This window comes from Pseudomonas sp. SJZ079 (genome assembly GCF_007993865.1).
Lineage (GTDB): Bacteria > Pseudomonadota > Gammaproteobacteria > Pseudomonadales > Pseudomonadaceae > Aquipseudomonas.
This window is the reverse complement of the sequence record NZ_VIUH01000002.1, coordinates 172,641-187,635: the sequence shown is the minus strand read 5'-3', so window position 1 is coordinate 187,635 and position 14,995 is coordinate 172,641. Positions and strand designations below refer to the sequence as shown.

Genomic DNA, 14,995 nt, shown 5'->3' with positions numbered 1-14,995 from the left:
TAAACTGCGCTTCTTCGCCCGTTCTTGCCTGGCGCTGACTGCCTCGCCAACGCTGTTAAGGGGCTCCTTACGCATGGGCGGCCGCCAGTAGGATGCGCCCCGAGGAACAGGCCGCCTCGCCGTTGCGGTAGGCGAAATACAGCTTGCCGCGGCAGGCGTCGAAGCGCAGCGACAGCTGCAGGCGATCGCCGGGGCGCACCAGCTGCTGGAATTTCAGCACTTCCATGCCGCAGAAGCGTGGCGGCAGCTCAGGGAACAGTTGCCGCGCCAGCTGCTGCGCCCAGTCGATCTGCACTACGCCGGGCAGCACCGGGGTTTGCGGGAAGTGCCCGGTGAAGTGGGCCAGATCCAGCGGCACCTCCAGCTCGAGGTGCCACTGAGCGTCCGCTTCGCGCTGGCCGAGCAGCTGCGGTTGCTGGGTGCGCGGGGCAGACAGGTGAGTCTCCAGCTCGGCTTGCGGCAGCTTGCCCTGAGCGTTCAGCGGCAGCTGACGGACCAGACGCCAGCGGCGTGGCAGCGCCAGCGCGGCGCAGTGTTCGCCGAGGTGCTGGCGCAGTCGCCCGGTCAGGGTGCGGCGACCCTGGTTACGCAGGGCGTGCAGGCCGGCGTCGCTCAAGGCGACCAGCGCACCCAGGTAGGCGCGATTGGTCTGGATCACGCCGAGACGCGCGTCTTCGACCCAGGGATGACTGGCCAGCGCCTGTTCGAGCATGGGCAGGGAAATGCGTTGTTCTTCCAGCTTGACGATGCGGTCGAGGCGCCCCAGCAGCTCGAAGCGTCCGTCGGCCTCGAGTCTGGCGCCATCGGCGGTCTGCTCGATATGCCCGCTGGGCAGGTACGGCGACGCGATACGCAGCGCGCCTGCACTGTTCAGGCTGGCGCGCACACCGGCGAATGGCCGCCACAGCTCGCCGCCCTGGCGCCAGGCGATGCCACCGGTCTCCGAACTGCCGAAGATCTCGGTCGGCCACTGGCCGAGGCTGTCGCGCAACTGCCGCGCGGCCTGCAGGGGCAGGGCGCCGCCAGAGGAAAATACCCGGCGCACGCGGCTCAGCGCCGGCCAGTCGAGGTTGTCGCCCATGCGTTTGAGCAGGGCCGGGCTGGCAATCCAGACAAAGTCGGGTTGTTCCAGGCTGACGCGCTGCAGGTCTTCCGGGAACGGCTGGGCGCGGCGGACGAACGGCCGTCCGGCGCACAGCGGCCAGAGCACCCGGAACAGCAGGCCGTAGATATGTTGCGCGGCCACGCTGCCGACGATGCAGGCCTGGCCCAGCCCGGCGCCCCACAAGTGCTCGAGGGCGCGGACTTCATTGCCCAGCTGGCGCAGGTTTTTGTCGATCAGCTTGGCCTCGCCACTGGAGCCCGAAGTGCACAGGGTCAGCGCACAGTCATCCAGCGCCAGCACGGCGCCCGGCAGGGGTTCGCCCAGCAGGCTGGCCAGACTGGCGTCACCGTCTTGTTCGCTGAGCCAGAGGTCGACGTGCGGGCTCAGGCGCTGGCGGGTTTGCCCTTGCAGGTCGGCCGGCAGCAGCACCTTGGCCCCGGCGCGCCAGGCACCGAGCAGGGCAGTCGCCAGTTCGGCGGCATCTTCCAGGTGCACGGCCAGGCGGCGGACGCCGCGCGCCTGCAAGCCCGCGGCCAGGCGCAGGGCCTGCTCGCGCAGTTCGCCGTGTTGCAGGCTGGGCGCCAGGCTGACCGGTCGTGCCGCTTGCTCGGCGAGCAGCAGCTGTTCGAGGTCCAGCCAGCTCATGCCAGGCCCCGCACGCGTTGGCGCACCAGCCATTCGCCGGCGAACAGCAGGGCCATCAGGCCGTAGGAAATCAGCCCGGTGTACAGCGCCCACCAGCTCAGCGGCGCCCACAGGGTCAAGGCGCTGGCGATGCTGGCATTAACGAGGAAGAAGGCGATCCAGAGTTTGGTTACCTGGCGCGTATAGCGCACCCCAGCCTCGGGCAGATCCGGCTCGCGCAGGCGTGCCAGGCGTTCGATCAGCGGCGGGCCGAACTTCAGGCTGAGACTGAACAGGCCCAGGCAGAACAGGCTCATCAGCACCGGATACCAGCGCAGCAGGTTGGGATTGTCTGCCAGCCCGAGCAGCAGGCAGAAGGCCAGCGCCGCCGCCGCCATCCAGCGGCTGCCGGGACGCTGCGCCTGGCTCAGCAGGCGCGCCAGCCACAGGGCGCCGAGCAGCAGGGCGAAGACCCGCGGCGACAGCTGCTGCTGGCCGAAATACACCGCAAAGGGGTAACTCAGCCCCGCGAGCAGCAGGACCAGGCCGATCAGTCGACTCATGGACGAGTCATCAGGCTGCGGGCGCATTGACCAGGCGATACACCGCCTCGACCACATCGCCGACGCTGCGCACGGCCTTGAACTCCTCGGCGGCGATCTTCTTGCCGGTCTGGCGTTTGATGTGGTCGATCAGGTCGACGGCGTCGATGCTGTCGATCTCCAGGTCTTCATAGAGGTTGGCGTCGAGGCTGATCTGCGCGGCGTCCAGTTCGAACAGCTCGACCAGGGCATCGCGCAGGGTGGCAAAAATCTCATCACGGCTTTGCATCTGCGAGCCTCCTCAGGCGACCTGCTGCGACGAAACGAAGGCCGCCAGGCTGGCGACGCTGGCGAAGTGCTTGCGGGTGTCTTTGGCGTCGGCATCGATCTTGATGCCGAAGCGCTTCTGGATGGCCAGGCCGAGCTCCAGGGCATCCACCGAGTCCAGGCCCAGGCCCTCGCCGAACAGGCTGAGGTCGGCGGCGATGTCTTCGGCGGCCATGTCTTCGAGGCCGAGGGCGTCGATGATCAGGTTCTTTATCTCAAGTTGCAGATTGCTCATCTTTTGCGAGCTCCTTCATAAAGTGGTGATGCAGGTAATCATTGAGTTTGCGTGAAGCAATCGGTGCGAGTCCCTGGGCCCGGAATTGGCCTGGGTCGATGTCCTCGCCCACGCGCAGGCGGACATGAAAGCGCCGGCGGGGGATGCTGTACCAGGGCTCGGCCTTGGTCAGGGTGGTGGGGCTGACGCTGATCACCACCGGGGTGACGATACGCGCACCGCGCACCGCGATGGCCGCGGCGCCGCGATGGAATTCGGGGCTCTGCCCCGGCGTGGTGCGCGTGCCTTCGGGGAAGACGATCAGGGTCTGGCCATCGCGCAGGGCCGTGGCCGCCTCATCGAGCATGTCCAGGCTGCCGCTGTTGCTGATGTACTCGGCCGAGCGGATCGGCCCGCGCATGCAGGGGTTGTCCCACAGGCTCTGTTTGACCACGCAGTTGGCGTCGCGGATGAAGGCGATCAGCACCACCACGTCGACCAGCGAGGGATGGTTGGCGATGACCAATTGTCCGGGGCGGCCGAGACGCTCGGCACCCTCGACTTCATAGGTCAGCACGCCGCTGTGGAACATGAACTGGACGAAGGCGTGGAACGCCCCGCTCACCGTGGCTCGGGCCCGTGTGCGGCGCGTTTCGCGGTTACCGGGCAGCAGCGCGAGCAGCGGAAAAATCAGCACACGCAGCAGCACGCCACCGATGCCGAACAGGGCAAAGCTGAGGGCGGTGGCGACCAGGCGCCAGGCGTAGGGCGCGCTATGGCGGCTCAGGCCTTGTTGGGTGACCAGGTCCATTGGCGATTTTTCCAGTGATGTTCGAGGCCAGGCTGTTCGCCGCACAGGGCGCGGAGCAGGTTGAGGGGGTGTGGCCACTGTGCTCTGGGGCCTTGGCCCGGGCGCAGTTGCAGTTGCCAGTCGTCACCCGGCTTGAGTAACAGGGCGACGGCGTAGGGGAATGGCACGTCGTCGATATAGGGGGCGTACAGCGCCGGCGCTGCTTCCTCGGCGATCACCAGCAGCACGGCCGGGGCGCCCTCGCCGAGCAAGCTGCTGGCTTCCAGCATGGCCTGTTCGAGGCCGTCGCCCTCGGCGGCGAGGGCGGTCATTTCGCTGTTGTCGCCGCGCAGGATCGACCACTGGCCGATGATCGCGTTATGCACCGAGAGGCTGAACTGGGTGGGCGACAGCGGTTCGTCGTGCGCCAGATCGGTGAGCAGGCTCAGGGTCCTGGGCGTTTCGCCGTGCCGCGAGGCAAACACCAGGGGCAGCGCTGGCTGGGTTTCGGCGATGGGCCAGGCGACGTGGAACAGCATGCGTGCCAGACGGCTGAGGCGACGGCGTTGCAGGGCCGGGAGAAAGCCGACATCCGGCTGTTGTTGGCCGTCGGGCAGGCGCATGGGGGCTCGACACCAGGCGCGCCAGTCGTCTGTGCTATCCAGGCCGGGGGCCCAGGCACGCCATTGATCGATTGTGAAATGCATCACGCGAGGAAGTTTCCCGGCCCCTTCGGGCATCCTTGTCTATTGTGGTTGTCCTGCTCGACCAGAGCGTGTCGAGGGCGACGCGGCGAAGAGCGGGCATTATCTAGATGGCACGCGCTCTGCGCAAACTTTGCGGGGGGCTTCTGATGGATGGGCGGTTGATTTGCGCCGCAGCCTCGCCCTTGTCATGCACATTGCATAGAATCCAGGACCATTCAGGGACAGGGGAGGTATGAGATGCGGCGCGTGGTGTTCAATCAGAAGGGCGGGGTAGGTAAATCCAGCATTGCCTGCAATCTGGCGGCGGTGAGCGCGGTGCAGGGCTATCGCACCCTGGTGGTGGACCTGGATGCCCAGGCCAACTCCACGCACTACCTCACGGGCTTGTCCGGCGATGAAATTCCCATGGGCATCGCCGACTTCTTCAAGCAGACCCTGTCCAGTGGGCCCTTTGCCAAGAAGGGCACGGTCGACATCTACGAGACGCCGTTCGACAACCTGCATCTGATCACGGCCACTGCCGAGTTGGCCGACTTGCAGCCCAAACTCGAGGCGAAACACAAGATCAACAAGCTGCGCAAACTCCTCGACAGCTTGAGCGAGGACTACGAACGAATCTACCTGGATACCCCGCCGGCGTTGAATTTTTATGCGGTTTCTGCGCTGATCGCCGCCGATCGTGTGTTGATTCCCTTTGATTGCGACAGTTTTTCGCGCAATGCGCTGTATGGCTTGCTGCGCGAGATCGAGGAGCTCAAGGAGGACCACAACGAGGGCCTGCAAGTGGAAGGCATAGTGGTCAACCAGTTTCAGCCACGTGCCTCGCTGCCGCAGCAATTGCTCGATGAGCTGATCGCCGAGGGTATGCCGGTATTACCGGTGAACTTGATGAGTTCGGTGCGGATGCGCGAGTCGCACCAGGCCTGCATGCCGTTGATCCACCTGGATGCACGGCACAAGCTGAGCCAGCAGTTCGTCGAACTGCACGACCTGCTGAACGGCGGTTGAGTGAGTCGGCGATTCCGTAGGGCGGGTTAGCCGAAGGTGTAACCCGCCAACAGACTCCTAGCGCACGACGAAAATGTCGCAGGGTGCCTTGTGCAGGAAGTGCTGCGCCAGGCTGCCGAGCAGGGCCTGGGACAGTGCACTGCGGCCGTGGCTGCCGAGTACCAGCAGTTCGCTGCGCCGGCTTTTCAGCTGCTCCTGCAGGCAGCGGACGATCTCGCCGCGCTGCACCTCGTGCGTCAGCTGTGGCCCGTTGGCGGGCAGGTTGCGCGCCTCGTCCTGCAGCAGTTGATCGATCAAGGCGCGCTGGGTGTGCAATTGCGCCTCGACCTGTGTGGCCGTGCCTTTGTCCGGTTCGAATACATGCAAGGCGTGCAGCTCGGCGCTGTCCGGCAGCAGGCGATAGGCCTGGCCCAAGGCGCTGCAGGCGCACAGGGAGAAGTCGATGGCCGCCAGGGCGTGCCGGTAGGGCTGAAAGTCGTTGCGCGCGACCAGCAGCAAGGGCACGGGGCTGCGCCGGGCGATACGGTCCAGGCTGGTGCCGGAAAAGAAGTCATGGCGTTGGTGGTGAGCGCCGAGGACCAGCAGGTCGCAACCGAGTTGCTGCACCTGTTGCAACACCACCTCAGGCGGCTTGCCGCGCTGGAAACGCAGCTCGCTGCCCGGTGGGGCGTATTGGCTCAGCTTGCCATCGAGGGCCTGCTGGGCCTGTTCATGCTGCTGGTTGCTCTGGCCGGGGTCGAGCACGTGCAGCAGGGTCAATTTGGCATTGTGCTGGCGAGCCAGTTGCGCGGCGCGACACAGTGCCTGGTCGGCGGTGTCGCGGAGGTCATGGGCGATAAGAATGTGCTTGAACATGGGGCCGCTCTCCTGCCGGGGGCATGTCGGCAATTTATTGTGCCTTATGAATTAAGCGGGTCTTTTGACCTATGGCAAGGTCAGGCGTCAGTGCGTGCGTAATTGGTACAGGGCGCGGCTTTCTGCCACCACGTCGCCGCTGGCGTCGGTCAGCTGCAACTCCAGCCAGTATTCGGCTTTGCCCAGGCGCTGCGCCTCGGCTTGCAGGCGATCGATGTCATCCGCGGCGAGCCGCGCCTCGACCTGAATATCGCTGGTGGCCGGGCGGCGGAAGCGCAGGTTCATTTCCTTGACGATGGGGTAGAAGCGGCGGCTGTCGAAGCTGGTGATGAACAGCGCACCGCCCGGGATTTCCGCCAGGGTGAACAAGGCGCCCGCGTACATGCTGCCGATATGGTTCTGGTTGTCGCTCAGGGGCATGCGCAGGCGCACGAAACCGGGCTCCAGCACTTCGGCTTTGAGTCCGCTGCGTTTGACGAAGGCGATGGCTTGTTCGATGAACTGACGGGCCATTTCAACAGGCATGGGCATGGCGTTCGACCTCGTTGGGATGTGCCTCTCAGCCTACTGCCTTGGCGTGACGCGGCAATGACCGCGGCGTTCGGGGGGACTGACCGATCCGCTCACAGGCCCTGGTTGCGCAACCAGGCCATCAGTTGCGGCAGCGGCAGGGCGCCGCTTTGCCGGGCCACTTCGCGGCCGCCCTGGAACAGGATCAGGCTGGGAATCGAGCGAACGGCCAATTGTGCAGACAGTTGTGGGTTGGTCTCGCTGTCCAGCTTGCCCAGGCGGCAGCGGCCCTGCAGCTGCGCGGCGGCCTGGCTGAAGGTGGGGGCAAAGGCCTGGCACGGGCCGCACCAACTGGCCCAGACATCCACCAGCAACGGCAGCTGGCCTTTCAGCTGACTGGCGAAGTTGCCCTGGTTCAGCTCGAAGGGCGTGCTCGGCAGCACTTCGGCCTTGCAGCGGCCACAGCGCGGCGCATCGCCCAGACGTTGAGCAGGAATGCGATTGAGACCGTTGCAGGCCGGGCAGGGGATCAGCAGCGTTTCACTCATGACCAGGGCTCCGTGGATGTTCGGTCTCGATAGGGGCCACGGGGATGGCCTCTCAAGGCCCCGCTCAGAGCGGGGTCAGGGGCCAGAACAGGGGGATCACCAGGGTCGCGGCGATCCACAGGATCAGATTGAGCGGGACGCCGATCTTCATGAAGTCGGTGAAGCGGTAGCCGCCGGCGTTATACACGAAGGTGTTGGTCTGGTAGCCGATCGGGGTGGCGAAGCTGGCGCTGGCGGCGAACATCACCGCGACCACGAAGGCGCGCGGATCGACGCCCAGGTGCTGGGCCACGCCGATGGCGATGGGGGTGACCAGCACCGCCACGGCGTTGTTCGACAGCACTTCGGTGAGGATCGAGGTGAACAGGTAGATGAACGACAGCATCAGCAACGGCCCGGCCCAGGGCAGCAGGGTCATGGTGTTCTCGACCAGGAGCCTGACCAGGCCGACCTTGTCCATGGCGATGCTGATCGCCAGCATGCCGAAGATCAGGCTGAGGATTTTCCAGTCCACCGCTTTGTAGGCGTCTTCCACGTCCAGGCAACGGGTCGCCAGCACGCTCACCGCGCCGATGATCGCCAGGCCCTCGATGGGCATCAGGCCGAAGGCCGCCAGGATCATCACCGCCAACGTGGCGATGATCGCGATCGGCGCCTTGTCGCGGCGGAAGGCGCGCTCCTGCACGGCATTCAGGCTGATCAGTTCGCCATTGTCGGCGAAACGCTTGATCTGCGCCGGGGTGCCTTCGACCAGCAGTACGTCACCGAATTGCAGCTCGAAGTCGTCGAGGTTGCCCTGGATGTTCTCGTCCTGGCGGTGCACGGCGAGCACGGCGATACCGTAGCGCGCGGTGAGGTCGAGGTCGCGCATGGGTCTGTGGCTGTAGCGCGAATTGCGCCCGACTATGGCCTCGGCGAGGATCACGTCGTGGCTGCTGATGGTCTCGAAGGCGTCGCCGCGGTTGAAAATCAGGTGCCCGCTTTCACGCAGTTCGACCACGTTTTTCACCTGGCCGTGCAGCACCAGGCGATCGCCGTTGGCCAGCAGGGTGTCGTGGCCCGGCTCGGTCAGCTCAAAGTCCTCGCGAAACAGCTTGAGCACCTGCAAGCCGCTGCCGCCGTTGAGGTTGGCCTCGCTCAGGGTCTTGCCGATCACCGGCGAGCCGTGCGGCACCAGCAGCTCGGTCATGAAGGTGCGGTCGAGGTCGGGGCGCAGTTGCTTGGACAGGGTTTCCCGATCCGGCAGCAGATGGCGGCCGATGGTCAGCAGGTAGAGCATGCCGACGCTGGCGAGGATCAGCCCGGCGCCGGTGATCTCGAAGATGCCGAAGGGTGCCAGGCCTGCCTTGCGGGCGACGCCATCGACCAGGATGTTGGTCGAGGTGCCGATCATGGTCAGGGTGCCGCCGAGGATGGTGGCGTAGGACAGCGGGATCAGCAGCTTGGACGGCTGGCTGCCGGCGCGCCGAGCCAGGGCGATGGCCACCGGGGTGAGGATGGCCACCACCGGGGTGTTGTTCAGGCAGGCGGAAATCACCAGGGCGGTAAGGGTCAGGCCGGTGAGTACGCGTACCGGGTCAGTGCCGACCAGGTTGCCCAGCCAGTTGCCCAAGGCATCGATGCAGCCGGTGCGCTCCAGCGCGGCGGACAGCACGAACATGCAGGCGATGGTCACCGGCGCCGAGTTGCTCAGCACGCTGAGCACTTCGCCGGGGCTGAGTAACTGGGCCACCAGCAGGGCGGCCACGGCGATCGCCGCGACGATATCCGGGCTCCACTTCTCGCGGATGAAGGCCACCAGTACCCAGATCAGCAGGGCACCGACAAACAGCAGGGGTAGGGGCAATGAGTCCCAGAACATGGGGCGTCCTTAATGTGCGACTCGCGTGAGGTCTCGGGCGCAGCCGTGGCTGAGCCTATCTGGGCGCCAAGATAGTGAGCTTTGCTTAGATAGTCTAAGAATGTTTGAGAAGGTTTATATGCCTTTATGGCCTTAGCGGGGAGGGCTGTACCGCCGGTTCCGTGCCCGACTGTGGCTGGTTCCCAGCCTGGGGCCTGGCTAGGCTGGGGTTTTCTGGGAGGGGGCGGGTATGCATCGGTTGGGCATGCTCGGTGGCATGAGTTGGGAGTCCACCGCGAGCTATTACCGTTTGCTCAATCAGGGTGTGCGCGAACGACTTGGCGGCCTGCATTCCGCGCCACTGCTCCTGCACTCGGTGGATTTCGCCGCAGTCGCCGAGTTGCAGCGGCGTGGCGATTGGCCGGCGGCTGGGGCGTTGTTGGCTACGGCGGCGCAGGGGCTGCAGCGGGCTGGCGCCGGTGCCTTGCTGTTGGCCAGCAACACCATGCACAAGGTGGCCGCGAGCATCGAGGCGGCGGTGGACATTCCCCTGCTGCATATCGGCGATGCGGTCGGCCAGGCCCTGCAACGGCAAGGCGTGCAGCGGGCGGCACTGCTCGGTACGCGTTTCACCATGCAGGAAGACTTCTACCGCCAGCGCCTGGCCGAGCGCTTCGGCATCGAGGTGTTGCTGCCGGAGGCCGCGGCCATGACGGAGATCGACCGGGTGATTTTCGCCGAACTGTGTCAGGGCGTGTTCCAGGCCAGTGCCCGTGATTTTTATCTAGCGTGCCTGGCCGAACTGCGCGAGCAGGGAGCCGAGGTGGCGATTCTCGGCTGCACCGAGATCGGCCTGTTGCTGGAGGGCGTGCGGGCACCGTTGCCGCTGCTCGACAGCAGCGAGGTGCATGTGGCCATGGGCCTGGAGTGGTTGCTGGCCAGTTAGATGGCGGGGCGTAGGATGGGTTAGTCGCGAAGCGGCGTTACCCAGCGTTGTTGGTTGGCGATGGGTAACGCTGCGCTTACCCGGCCTACGACGAACAGCTGATTTCCAAGTGTTTGCCCCACTCTGGCGGGCGCTCGGCGTAGCGTTCGAAACCGGGCTGCTCGTCGAAGGGCCGGCTGAGCACCGCGTGCAGCTCGCGCACCGGCGCGTAATCGCCCTGTTCGGCGGCGTCGATGACCTGCTGGGCCAGGTAGTTGCGCAGGATGTACTTGGGGTTGACCGCGTGCATGCGCGTGCGCCGCGCCTCCTGGCTGTCGGTTTCGCTGGCGACGCGGGCGCGGTAGTCGGCCGCCCAGGTGTCGAAGCCGGCCAGGTCGCGGAAGTCGTCGCGCAAGCGCGCGAGCGCCTGCTGCGGCGCGCTGTCGCCCAGCTCGCGGAAGAAGTTCGTGTAGTCCACGGCGCTGCCTTGCATCAGCTGCAGCAAGCGCTGGATCAGCGCCTCGTCGGTCTCATCGGCCGTCAGCAAGCCGAGGCGGCGGCGCATCAGGTCGAGGTAGTGCGCCTGGTACAGCGGCAGGAACAGGCCCAGGGTCTCGCGCAGCGCATCGACCTCGACGAAGGGGGTCAGCGCCTGGCCGAGGGCGGCGAGGTTCCACTGGGCGATCGGCACCTGATTGCTGAAGCTGTAGCGGCCGCTGTCGTCCGAGTGGTTGCAGATGAAGTTGGCGTCGAAGTCGTCGAGGAAGGCGTAGGGGCCGTAGTCAAAGGTGATGCCGAGAATCGACATGTTGTCGCTGTTCATCACCCCATGACAGAAGCCGTAGGCCTGCCAGCGGGCGATCAGCTCGGCGTTGCGCTCGACCACTTGGCGGAACAGCGCCAGGTAGGGTTCGGCCTGCTCCAGGCAGGCCGGAAAATGACAGCTCAGCAGGTGCTCGCCGAGCTGTTTCAGCTGCTCGTGCTGCTGGGTGTAATAGAAGTACTCGAAGTGGCCGAAGCGCACATGGCTGGGCGCCAGGCGCAGCAGCATGGCCGCGCTTTCCTGGCGCTCGCGCCACACCGGGGTGCTCGAGGCGGTCACGCACAGCGCGCGTGAGGTCGCGATGCCCAGGGCCTGCAGGTGTTCGCTGGCGAGAAATTCGCGGATCGAGCTGCGCAGCACCGCGCGGCCATCGCCCATGCGCGAGTAGGGGGTTTGTCCGGCGCCCTTCAAATGCAGGTCCCAGTGCTCGCCGGCATCGTTGAGCACCTCGCCGAGCAGCAGGCCGCGACCATCGCCCAGGCGCGGGTTGTAGCTGCCGAACTGGTGCCCGGAATAGACCATGGCCCGCGGTTCGGCTTCGTTCCATAGCTTGTGGCCAGCGAACAGTTGGGCGAACACCTCGCTGTCGGCCTCGCGCGGGTCGAGGTCGAGCAAGGCCATGGCCGCCGTGCTGGCGACCACCAGGCGCGGCTCGGCGATCGGCTCGGGCAGCACGTGGGTCGAAAACGCATCGCCGAGACGGGCAAAGCGATTGTCGAAGGTCAGGTCGGTGAGCGACTTCAAGGCAACACTCCAGGGGGGCGGCGCGCTATGGTCTTGATCTCGACCATAGCGCGAAGTTTATTGCGGGTCGACTGCGGGGGCAGCCGGTGCCAGTTGCGGTGGCGCTGCATGCTGCGCCGGTTGCACTGGTTGCAGCAGGTCGGTCTGCCCGCTGCCCAGGTTGAGCTCCTGGCCCTGATGGTTTTTCAACATGACCTCGACCTGGTTGAAGGCCATCTCCACCTTGTTTTCGCGGAAGATCTGCGCGATGCGCGTGAGGATCTCGTCGGTGGCCGCGTTGCGGTCGCCCAGCTCGCGCACATGGAAGCGCAGCTCATAGTCGAAGGTGCTGGCGCTGATGGTGAGGAAGAACAGCTGCGGCTCGGGGTCGCGCAAGACCCGCGGATTCTCCATGGCGGCCTGCATCATCAGCTTGCGCGCCAGCGGCAGGTCGGTCTCGTAGGCCACGCCGATCTTGATGATCACCCGGGTTACGGTGTCGTTCAGCGACCAGTTGATCAGCTGGTCGGTGACGAAGGTCTTGTTGGGGACGATGATTTCCTTGCGGTCGAAATCGGTGATGGTGGTGGCGCGGATGCGAATCCGGCTGACCGTGCCGGACAGGTTGCCGATGGTCACCACGTCGCCGATGCGCACTGGACGCTCGAACAGGATGATCAGGCCGGAGATGAAGTTGGCGAATATCTCCTGCAGACCAAAGCCGAGACCGACCGAGAGCGCCGCCACCAGCCATTGCAACTTGTCCCAGCTGACCCCGAGGGTCGACAGCGTGACCACGAAACCGATCCCGACGATGGCGTAGGACAGCAGGGTGGTGGTTGCGTAGGCACTGCCTTGCGCCAGGTTCAGGCGCGACAGCACCAGCACTTCGAGCAGGCCGGGCAGGTTGCGGCTGAGCGCCACGGTGATACCGATGATGATCAAGGCGGCGATTACGTCGCTGAGGCTGATCGGTATCAGGCTCGCGGCGTCGCCGCTGCCGCTGGAGTACTCGTACAGGGTGATGTTATCGAGGTAGGCGAACACCGAGATCAGGTCGGCCCAGACCCAGTACAAGCCGGCGATGACCACGCCGAGCAGGGCCAGACGAATCAGCCGCAGCGATTGCTGGTTGACCTGCTCGATGTCCAGGGTTGGCTCCTCGACCACCACCTCGGCGCCTTCGCCGCCCTCCTTGGCCTGCGCCAGGCGCTTGGCCGTGGCGCGTTGGTAGGCCAGGCGCCGGGCGGCGACGCTGAGGCCGCGGACGAAGGCGGCTTCGACGATCAGCCAGAGCATCAGCAGGTACAGGGTGTCGATCAGCCGATCGCTGAGTTTCAGCGCGGTGTAGTAGTAGCCGAAGCTGACGGCGACGATCAGCGCCAGCGGCAGCACGCTGAACAGCAGACCGATCAGGGTGCGCAACGTGGTGCTGTGCTCGCGCCCTGGGCCGCTCAGCAGCAGTCGGTGCAGGACCCAGGCCATCAGGCCGTAGCAGGTCAGCACCACGACTATGCCGATGACATCTTCGGCCAGGCTGGCGGGCTGGTGTTCGGCCACTGTGACCACGGCCACCAGGGCCATTACCACCAGGCCGAGACGGCGAACCTGGCGGTGCAGGAAGGTCACCTGGGCGCGCGGCCAGCGGAAATGCAACTCGGCCACGCCGCCCGGCGCGATGATCCGGTAGAAGGTGTAGAACACCAGCCAGGCCTGGGCCATTTCATACAGGGCCGAGCCGAGGCTGGCGTTCTGGCCGCGCGCGTCGATCTGCAGGGCCAGGCCGCAGAGGGCGAGGAACAGCGTGCCGGGCAGCGCCAGGAGGACGTTGAGCAGGATCGCCAGGGGGGTGTGCAGCTGGCTGTCGCGCTTGAAGTGGCCGATGTCCTGATGCAGCTCGCCGAGCCGCTGGTACAGGTAGCTGCGCTTCCACATCAGCACGCCGATCAACAGCAGCAGAGGCAGGAACAGCAGTGGCCGTTCGATCAGGCCGGCGCCCAGTTCGCGCAGGTTGGAGCCCCAGGGCAGGTCGGCCACCTGCTTCTCGAGCAAGCGCGGCGCCGTGCTGAACCAGTCGAGCCCCAGGGGCTTGTTGCTGGGAATCCAGAACATCTGCTCGTCCAGCGTGGTGCGCACCTCGCGGGCGGTGCTGAGCAGCTGTTTCTGATTCAGCTGCAGGGTGATTGACTCATTGAGCAGGGCATTGAGTTCGCGATTGAGGCGATCGAGCAGCGCACGGCGAGTGCCTATCAGCTCGAGCAGGGAACTGCGCAGTTCGTCGGTGAGGTTTTCCGCGGGTTGCTTGGCGAGCAGCTGGTCGACGTAGGCGTAGGGGTTGCCGATCGCTTCGCGCTGCTGGTTCAGTTCGAACTGGTACAGGCGCAGGTCGGCGATGTCGTTGGCCAGGTTGCGGTCGAGTTCCAGCGTGGGCAATGCCTGCTTCTGCTTGTAGAGAATCTTCGCCAGCAACAGGCTGCCCTCCAGCACGCTGATCTGTTCGTCCAGGGCCTGGTCGCTCTGGTTGAGGGCATCCAGCTTTTGCTTGGTCTGCAGGTTCTGCTGGGTCAGCTGATTGAGGCGGTCGGTGGCGCGCAGCAGGTAGTCGGATAGCTTCAGGTTAAGCGCGCTTTCCTTAGCCAGTAGCGTGCCGGAACCGGCTTTCTCCGCCTCGCGCGATTGCTCGGCGACGGTTTTCTCGGACAGCGCACGGCGTTTCTCGTTGATCAGCGACTGCAGGTCGATCAGCTCCTGCTCCAGGCGCCGGATGCGTTCTTCGAGCAGGTCGCGCTGACTGCTGCCGAGGTCTTGCAACAGGCTGTTGCCGGCCAGTTCCTGGCGGCGCAGCTGGGTGAGGGCGTCGAGCTGGGCCAGTTCGGCAACCAGCAGGTCGCGGCGCTCCGCGGTGAGCGGCTTGCCGGACTCCTTGCCGTTTTTCAGCGCATTGCTGATGTCCTGGGCGCGGGCCTGGTTGCGGCTGATCTCCGCCTGGGCGCGCTCGGGGCGAGTTTGCGCGGTGATGATCAGGCTGTTGGCCTCGCCGATTTGCTTCTGCCAGTCGCTCAGTTGGCTGCTGCGCTCATTGAGCAGCGTTTCCAGTTGGGGCACCGGGGTATTGGCATGCCGTTGGGCGACCTGGGGCGGCTCGCTGGCTTTCAGGCGGGTGAGTTCGCGCTGGGCCTCATCGATGAGCTTGGGCGCCTGTTCGAGCTGTTGCTTGAGGTCGCTCAGGCGCTTTGTAGTGTCGGCTTGCTCGGTCAACAGGCTCAGGGTTTTTTCCAGGGTCTGTCTGAGCGCCAGCTGTTCGGCTTCCGGCAACTGGCGCTCGGCCAGCTTATCCAGGCTGCGCTGCACGTCCGCGCTGTTGGGCGATTCGGCGGCTTGGAGCGGCGACGTGCCCAGGCAAAGCCCGAGTAGAAGTGCGGTTAAATAGCTGCGTAAAGAGGGCATGGTCGCG

General features: G+C 65.5%; 14 protein-coding genes. 2 read left to right on the top strand and 12 right to left on the bottom strand.

Features of this window, described 5'->3' with window-relative positions; genetic code table 11:
* Positions 1 to 67 precede the first annotated feature (67 nt).
* Genes FBY03_RS02975 through FBY03_RS02950 form a run of 6 tightly spaced genes read right to left on the bottom strand, consistent with a single transcriptional unit; the run spans position 68 to position 4,312 of the window.
* Positions 68 to 1,750, bottom strand: coding sequence for an acyl-CoA synthetase family protein (locus FBY03_RS02975; protein ID WP_147170711.1), 1,683 nt, complete (start codon positions 1,748 to 1,750; stop codon positions 68 to 70).
* Positions 1,747 to 2,292 (bottom strand): hypothetical protein, encoded by a 546-nt coding sequence (locus FBY03_RS02970; RefSeq protein ID WP_147170710.1) that lies wholly within the window; start codon positions 2,290 to 2,292, stop codon positions 1,747 to 1,749. Before FBY03_RS02970 ends, FBY03_RS02975 begins: the two co-directional genes overlap by 4 nt.
* 10 nt (positions 2,293 to 2,302) lie before the next feature.
* Positions 2,303 to 2,560 (bottom strand): acyl carrier protein, encoded by a 258-nt coding sequence (locus tag FBY03_RS02965; RefSeq protein ID WP_147170709.1) that lies wholly within the window; start codon positions 2,558 to 2,560, stop codon positions 2,303 to 2,305.
* A 12-nt stretch (positions 2,561 to 2,572) separates the two neighbouring features.
* Complete coding sequence (locus tag FBY03_RS02960) at positions 2,573 to 2,833, bottom strand: phosphopantetheine-binding protein (RefSeq protein WP_147170708.1); 261 nt, start codon at positions 2,831 to 2,833, stop codon at positions 2,573 to 2,575.
* A complete protein-coding gene (locus FBY03_RS02955; RefSeq protein ID WP_147170707.1) occupies positions 2,814 to 3,623 on the bottom strand; it encodes a 1-acyl-sn-glycerol-3-phosphate acyltransferase in 810 nt (269 codons plus the stop codon). The genes FBY03_RS02960 and FBY03_RS02955 overlap by 20 nt, the downstream gene beginning before the upstream one ends.
* Complete coding sequence (locus FBY03_RS02950; RefSeq protein WP_178090540.1) at positions 3,596 to 4,312, bottom strand: beta-ketoacyl synthase chain length factor; 717 nt, start codon at positions 4,310 to 4,312, stop codon at positions 3,596 to 3,598. The genes FBY03_RS02955 and FBY03_RS02950 overlap by 28 nt, the downstream gene beginning before the upstream one ends.
* A gap of 234 nt (positions 4,313 to 4,546) precedes the next feature.
* On the opposite strand from FBY03_RS02950, the gene FBY03_RS02945 reads away from it, so the two are divergent.
* Positions 4,547 to 5,317: a ParA family protein gene (locus tag FBY03_RS02945; protein ID WP_147170706.1), complete on the top strand. Its 771-nt coding sequence runs from the start codon at positions 4,547 to 4,549 to the stop codon at positions 5,315 to 5,317.
* A gap of 57 nt (positions 5,318 to 5,374) precedes the next feature.
* On the opposite strand, the gene FBY03_RS02940 is transcribed toward FBY03_RS02945, so the two are convergent.
* The 4 genes from FBY03_RS02940 to FBY03_RS02925 all read right to left on the bottom strand — a co-directional run bounded on the left by FBY03_RS02940 (position 5,375) and on the right by FBY03_RS02925 (position 9,091).
* Complete coding sequence (locus FBY03_RS02940; RefSeq protein ID WP_147170705.1) at positions 5,375 to 6,172, bottom strand: universal stress protein; 798 nt, start codon at positions 6,170 to 6,172, stop codon at positions 5,375 to 5,377.
* An 87-nt stretch (positions 6,173 to 6,259) separates the two neighbouring features.
* Complete coding sequence (locus tag FBY03_RS02935; RefSeq protein ID WP_147170704.1) at positions 6,260 to 6,703, bottom strand: PaaI family thioesterase; 444 nt, start codon at positions 6,701 to 6,703, stop codon at positions 6,260 to 6,262.
* A 92-nt stretch (positions 6,704 to 6,795) separates the two neighbouring features.
* Positions 6,796 to 7,230 carry a thioredoxin TrxC gene (gene trxC, locus FBY03_RS02930; protein ID WP_147170703.1) on the bottom strand — a complete coding sequence of 145 codons (435 nt, stop codon included), beginning with the start codon at positions 7,228 to 7,230 and terminating at the stop codon, positions 6,796 to 6,798.
* Between the two features lie 64 nt (positions 7,231 to 7,294).
* Positions 7,295 to 9,091 (bottom strand): SLC13 family permease, encoded by a 1,797-nt coding sequence (locus FBY03_RS02925; protein WP_147170702.1) that lies wholly within the window; start codon positions 9,089 to 9,091, stop codon positions 7,295 to 7,297.
* A 229-nt stretch (positions 9,092 to 9,320) separates the two neighbouring features.
* On the opposite strand from FBY03_RS02925, the gene FBY03_RS02920 reads away from it, so the two are divergent.
* Complete coding sequence (locus FBY03_RS02920) at positions 9,321 to 10,016, top strand: aspartate/glutamate racemase family protein (RefSeq protein WP_147170701.1); 696 nt, start codon at positions 9,321 to 9,323, stop codon at positions 10,014 to 10,016.
* Between the two features lie 85 nt (positions 10,017 to 10,101).
* Here FBY03_RS02920 and selO read toward each other — a convergent pair whose 3' ends face one another.
* Together selO and mscK are read right to left on the bottom strand one after the other, a co-directional pair.
* On the bottom strand, positions 10,102 to 11,562 hold the full coding sequence (gene selO, locus FBY03_RS02915; protein ID WP_147170700.1) for a protein adenylyltransferase SelO: 1,461 nt from the start codon (positions 11,560 to 11,562) through the stop codon (positions 10,102 to 10,104).
* 57 nt (positions 11,563 to 11,619) lie between these two features.
* Positions 11,620 to 14,988, bottom strand: coding sequence for a mechanosensitive channel MscK (gene mscK / locus FBY03_RS02910; protein WP_147170699.1), 3,369 nt, complete (start codon positions 14,986 to 14,988; stop codon positions 11,620 to 11,622).
* Positions 14,989 to 14,995: the final 7 nt, after the last annotated feature.

What these genes read in the sequence shown, in the direction of transcription:
- FBY03_RS02975 (WP_147170711.1), bottom strand. Translation starts at nt 1,750, where the DNA reads ATGAGCTGGCTGGACCTCGAACAGCTGCTGCTCGCCGAGCAAGCGGCA.
- FBY03_RS02970 (WP_147170710.1), bottom strand. Translation starts at nt 2,292, where the DNA reads ATGAGTCGACTGATCGGCCTGGTCCTGCTGCTCGCGGGGCTGAGTTAC.
- FBY03_RS02965 (WP_147170709.1), bottom strand. Translation starts at nt 2,560, where the DNA reads ATGCAAAGCCGTGATGAGATTTTTGCCACCCTGCGCGATGCCCTGGTC.
- FBY03_RS02960 (WP_147170708.1), bottom strand. Translation starts at nt 2,833, where the DNA reads ATGAGCAATCTGCAACTTGAGATAAAGAACCTGATCATCGACGCCCTC.
- FBY03_RS02955 (WP_147170707.1), bottom strand. Translation starts at nt 3,623, where the DNA reads ATGGACCTGGTCACCCAACAAGGCCTGAGCCGCCATAGCGCGCCCTAC.
- FBY03_RS02945 (WP_147170706.1), top strand. Translation starts at nt 4,547, where the DNA reads ATGCGGCGCGTGGTGTTCAATCAGAAGGGCGGGGTAGGTAAATCCAGC.
- FBY03_RS02940 (WP_147170705.1), bottom strand. Translation starts at nt 6,172, where the DNA reads ATGTTCAAGCACATTCTTATCGCCCATGACCTCCGCGACACCGCCGAC.
- FBY03_RS02935 (WP_147170704.1), bottom strand. Translation starts at nt 6,703, where the DNA reads ATGCCCATGCCTGTTGAAATGGCCCGTCAGTTCATCGAACAAGCCATC.
- trxC (WP_147170703.1), bottom strand. Translation starts at nt 7,230, where the DNA reads ATGAGTGAAACGCTGCTGATCCCCTGCCCGGCCTGCAACGGTCTCAAT.
- FBY03_RS02925 (WP_147170702.1), bottom strand. Translation starts at nt 9,091, where the DNA reads ATGTTCTGGGACTCATTGCCCCTACCCCTGCTGTTTGTCGGTGCCCTG.
- FBY03_RS02920 (WP_147170701.1), top strand. Translation starts at nt 9,321, where the DNA reads ATGCATCGGTTGGGCATGCTCGGTGGCATGAGTTGGGAGTCCACCGCG.
- mscK (WP_147170699.1), bottom strand. Translation starts at nt 14,988, where the DNA reads ATGCCCTCTTTACGCAGCTATTTAACCGCACTTCTACTCGGGCTTTGC.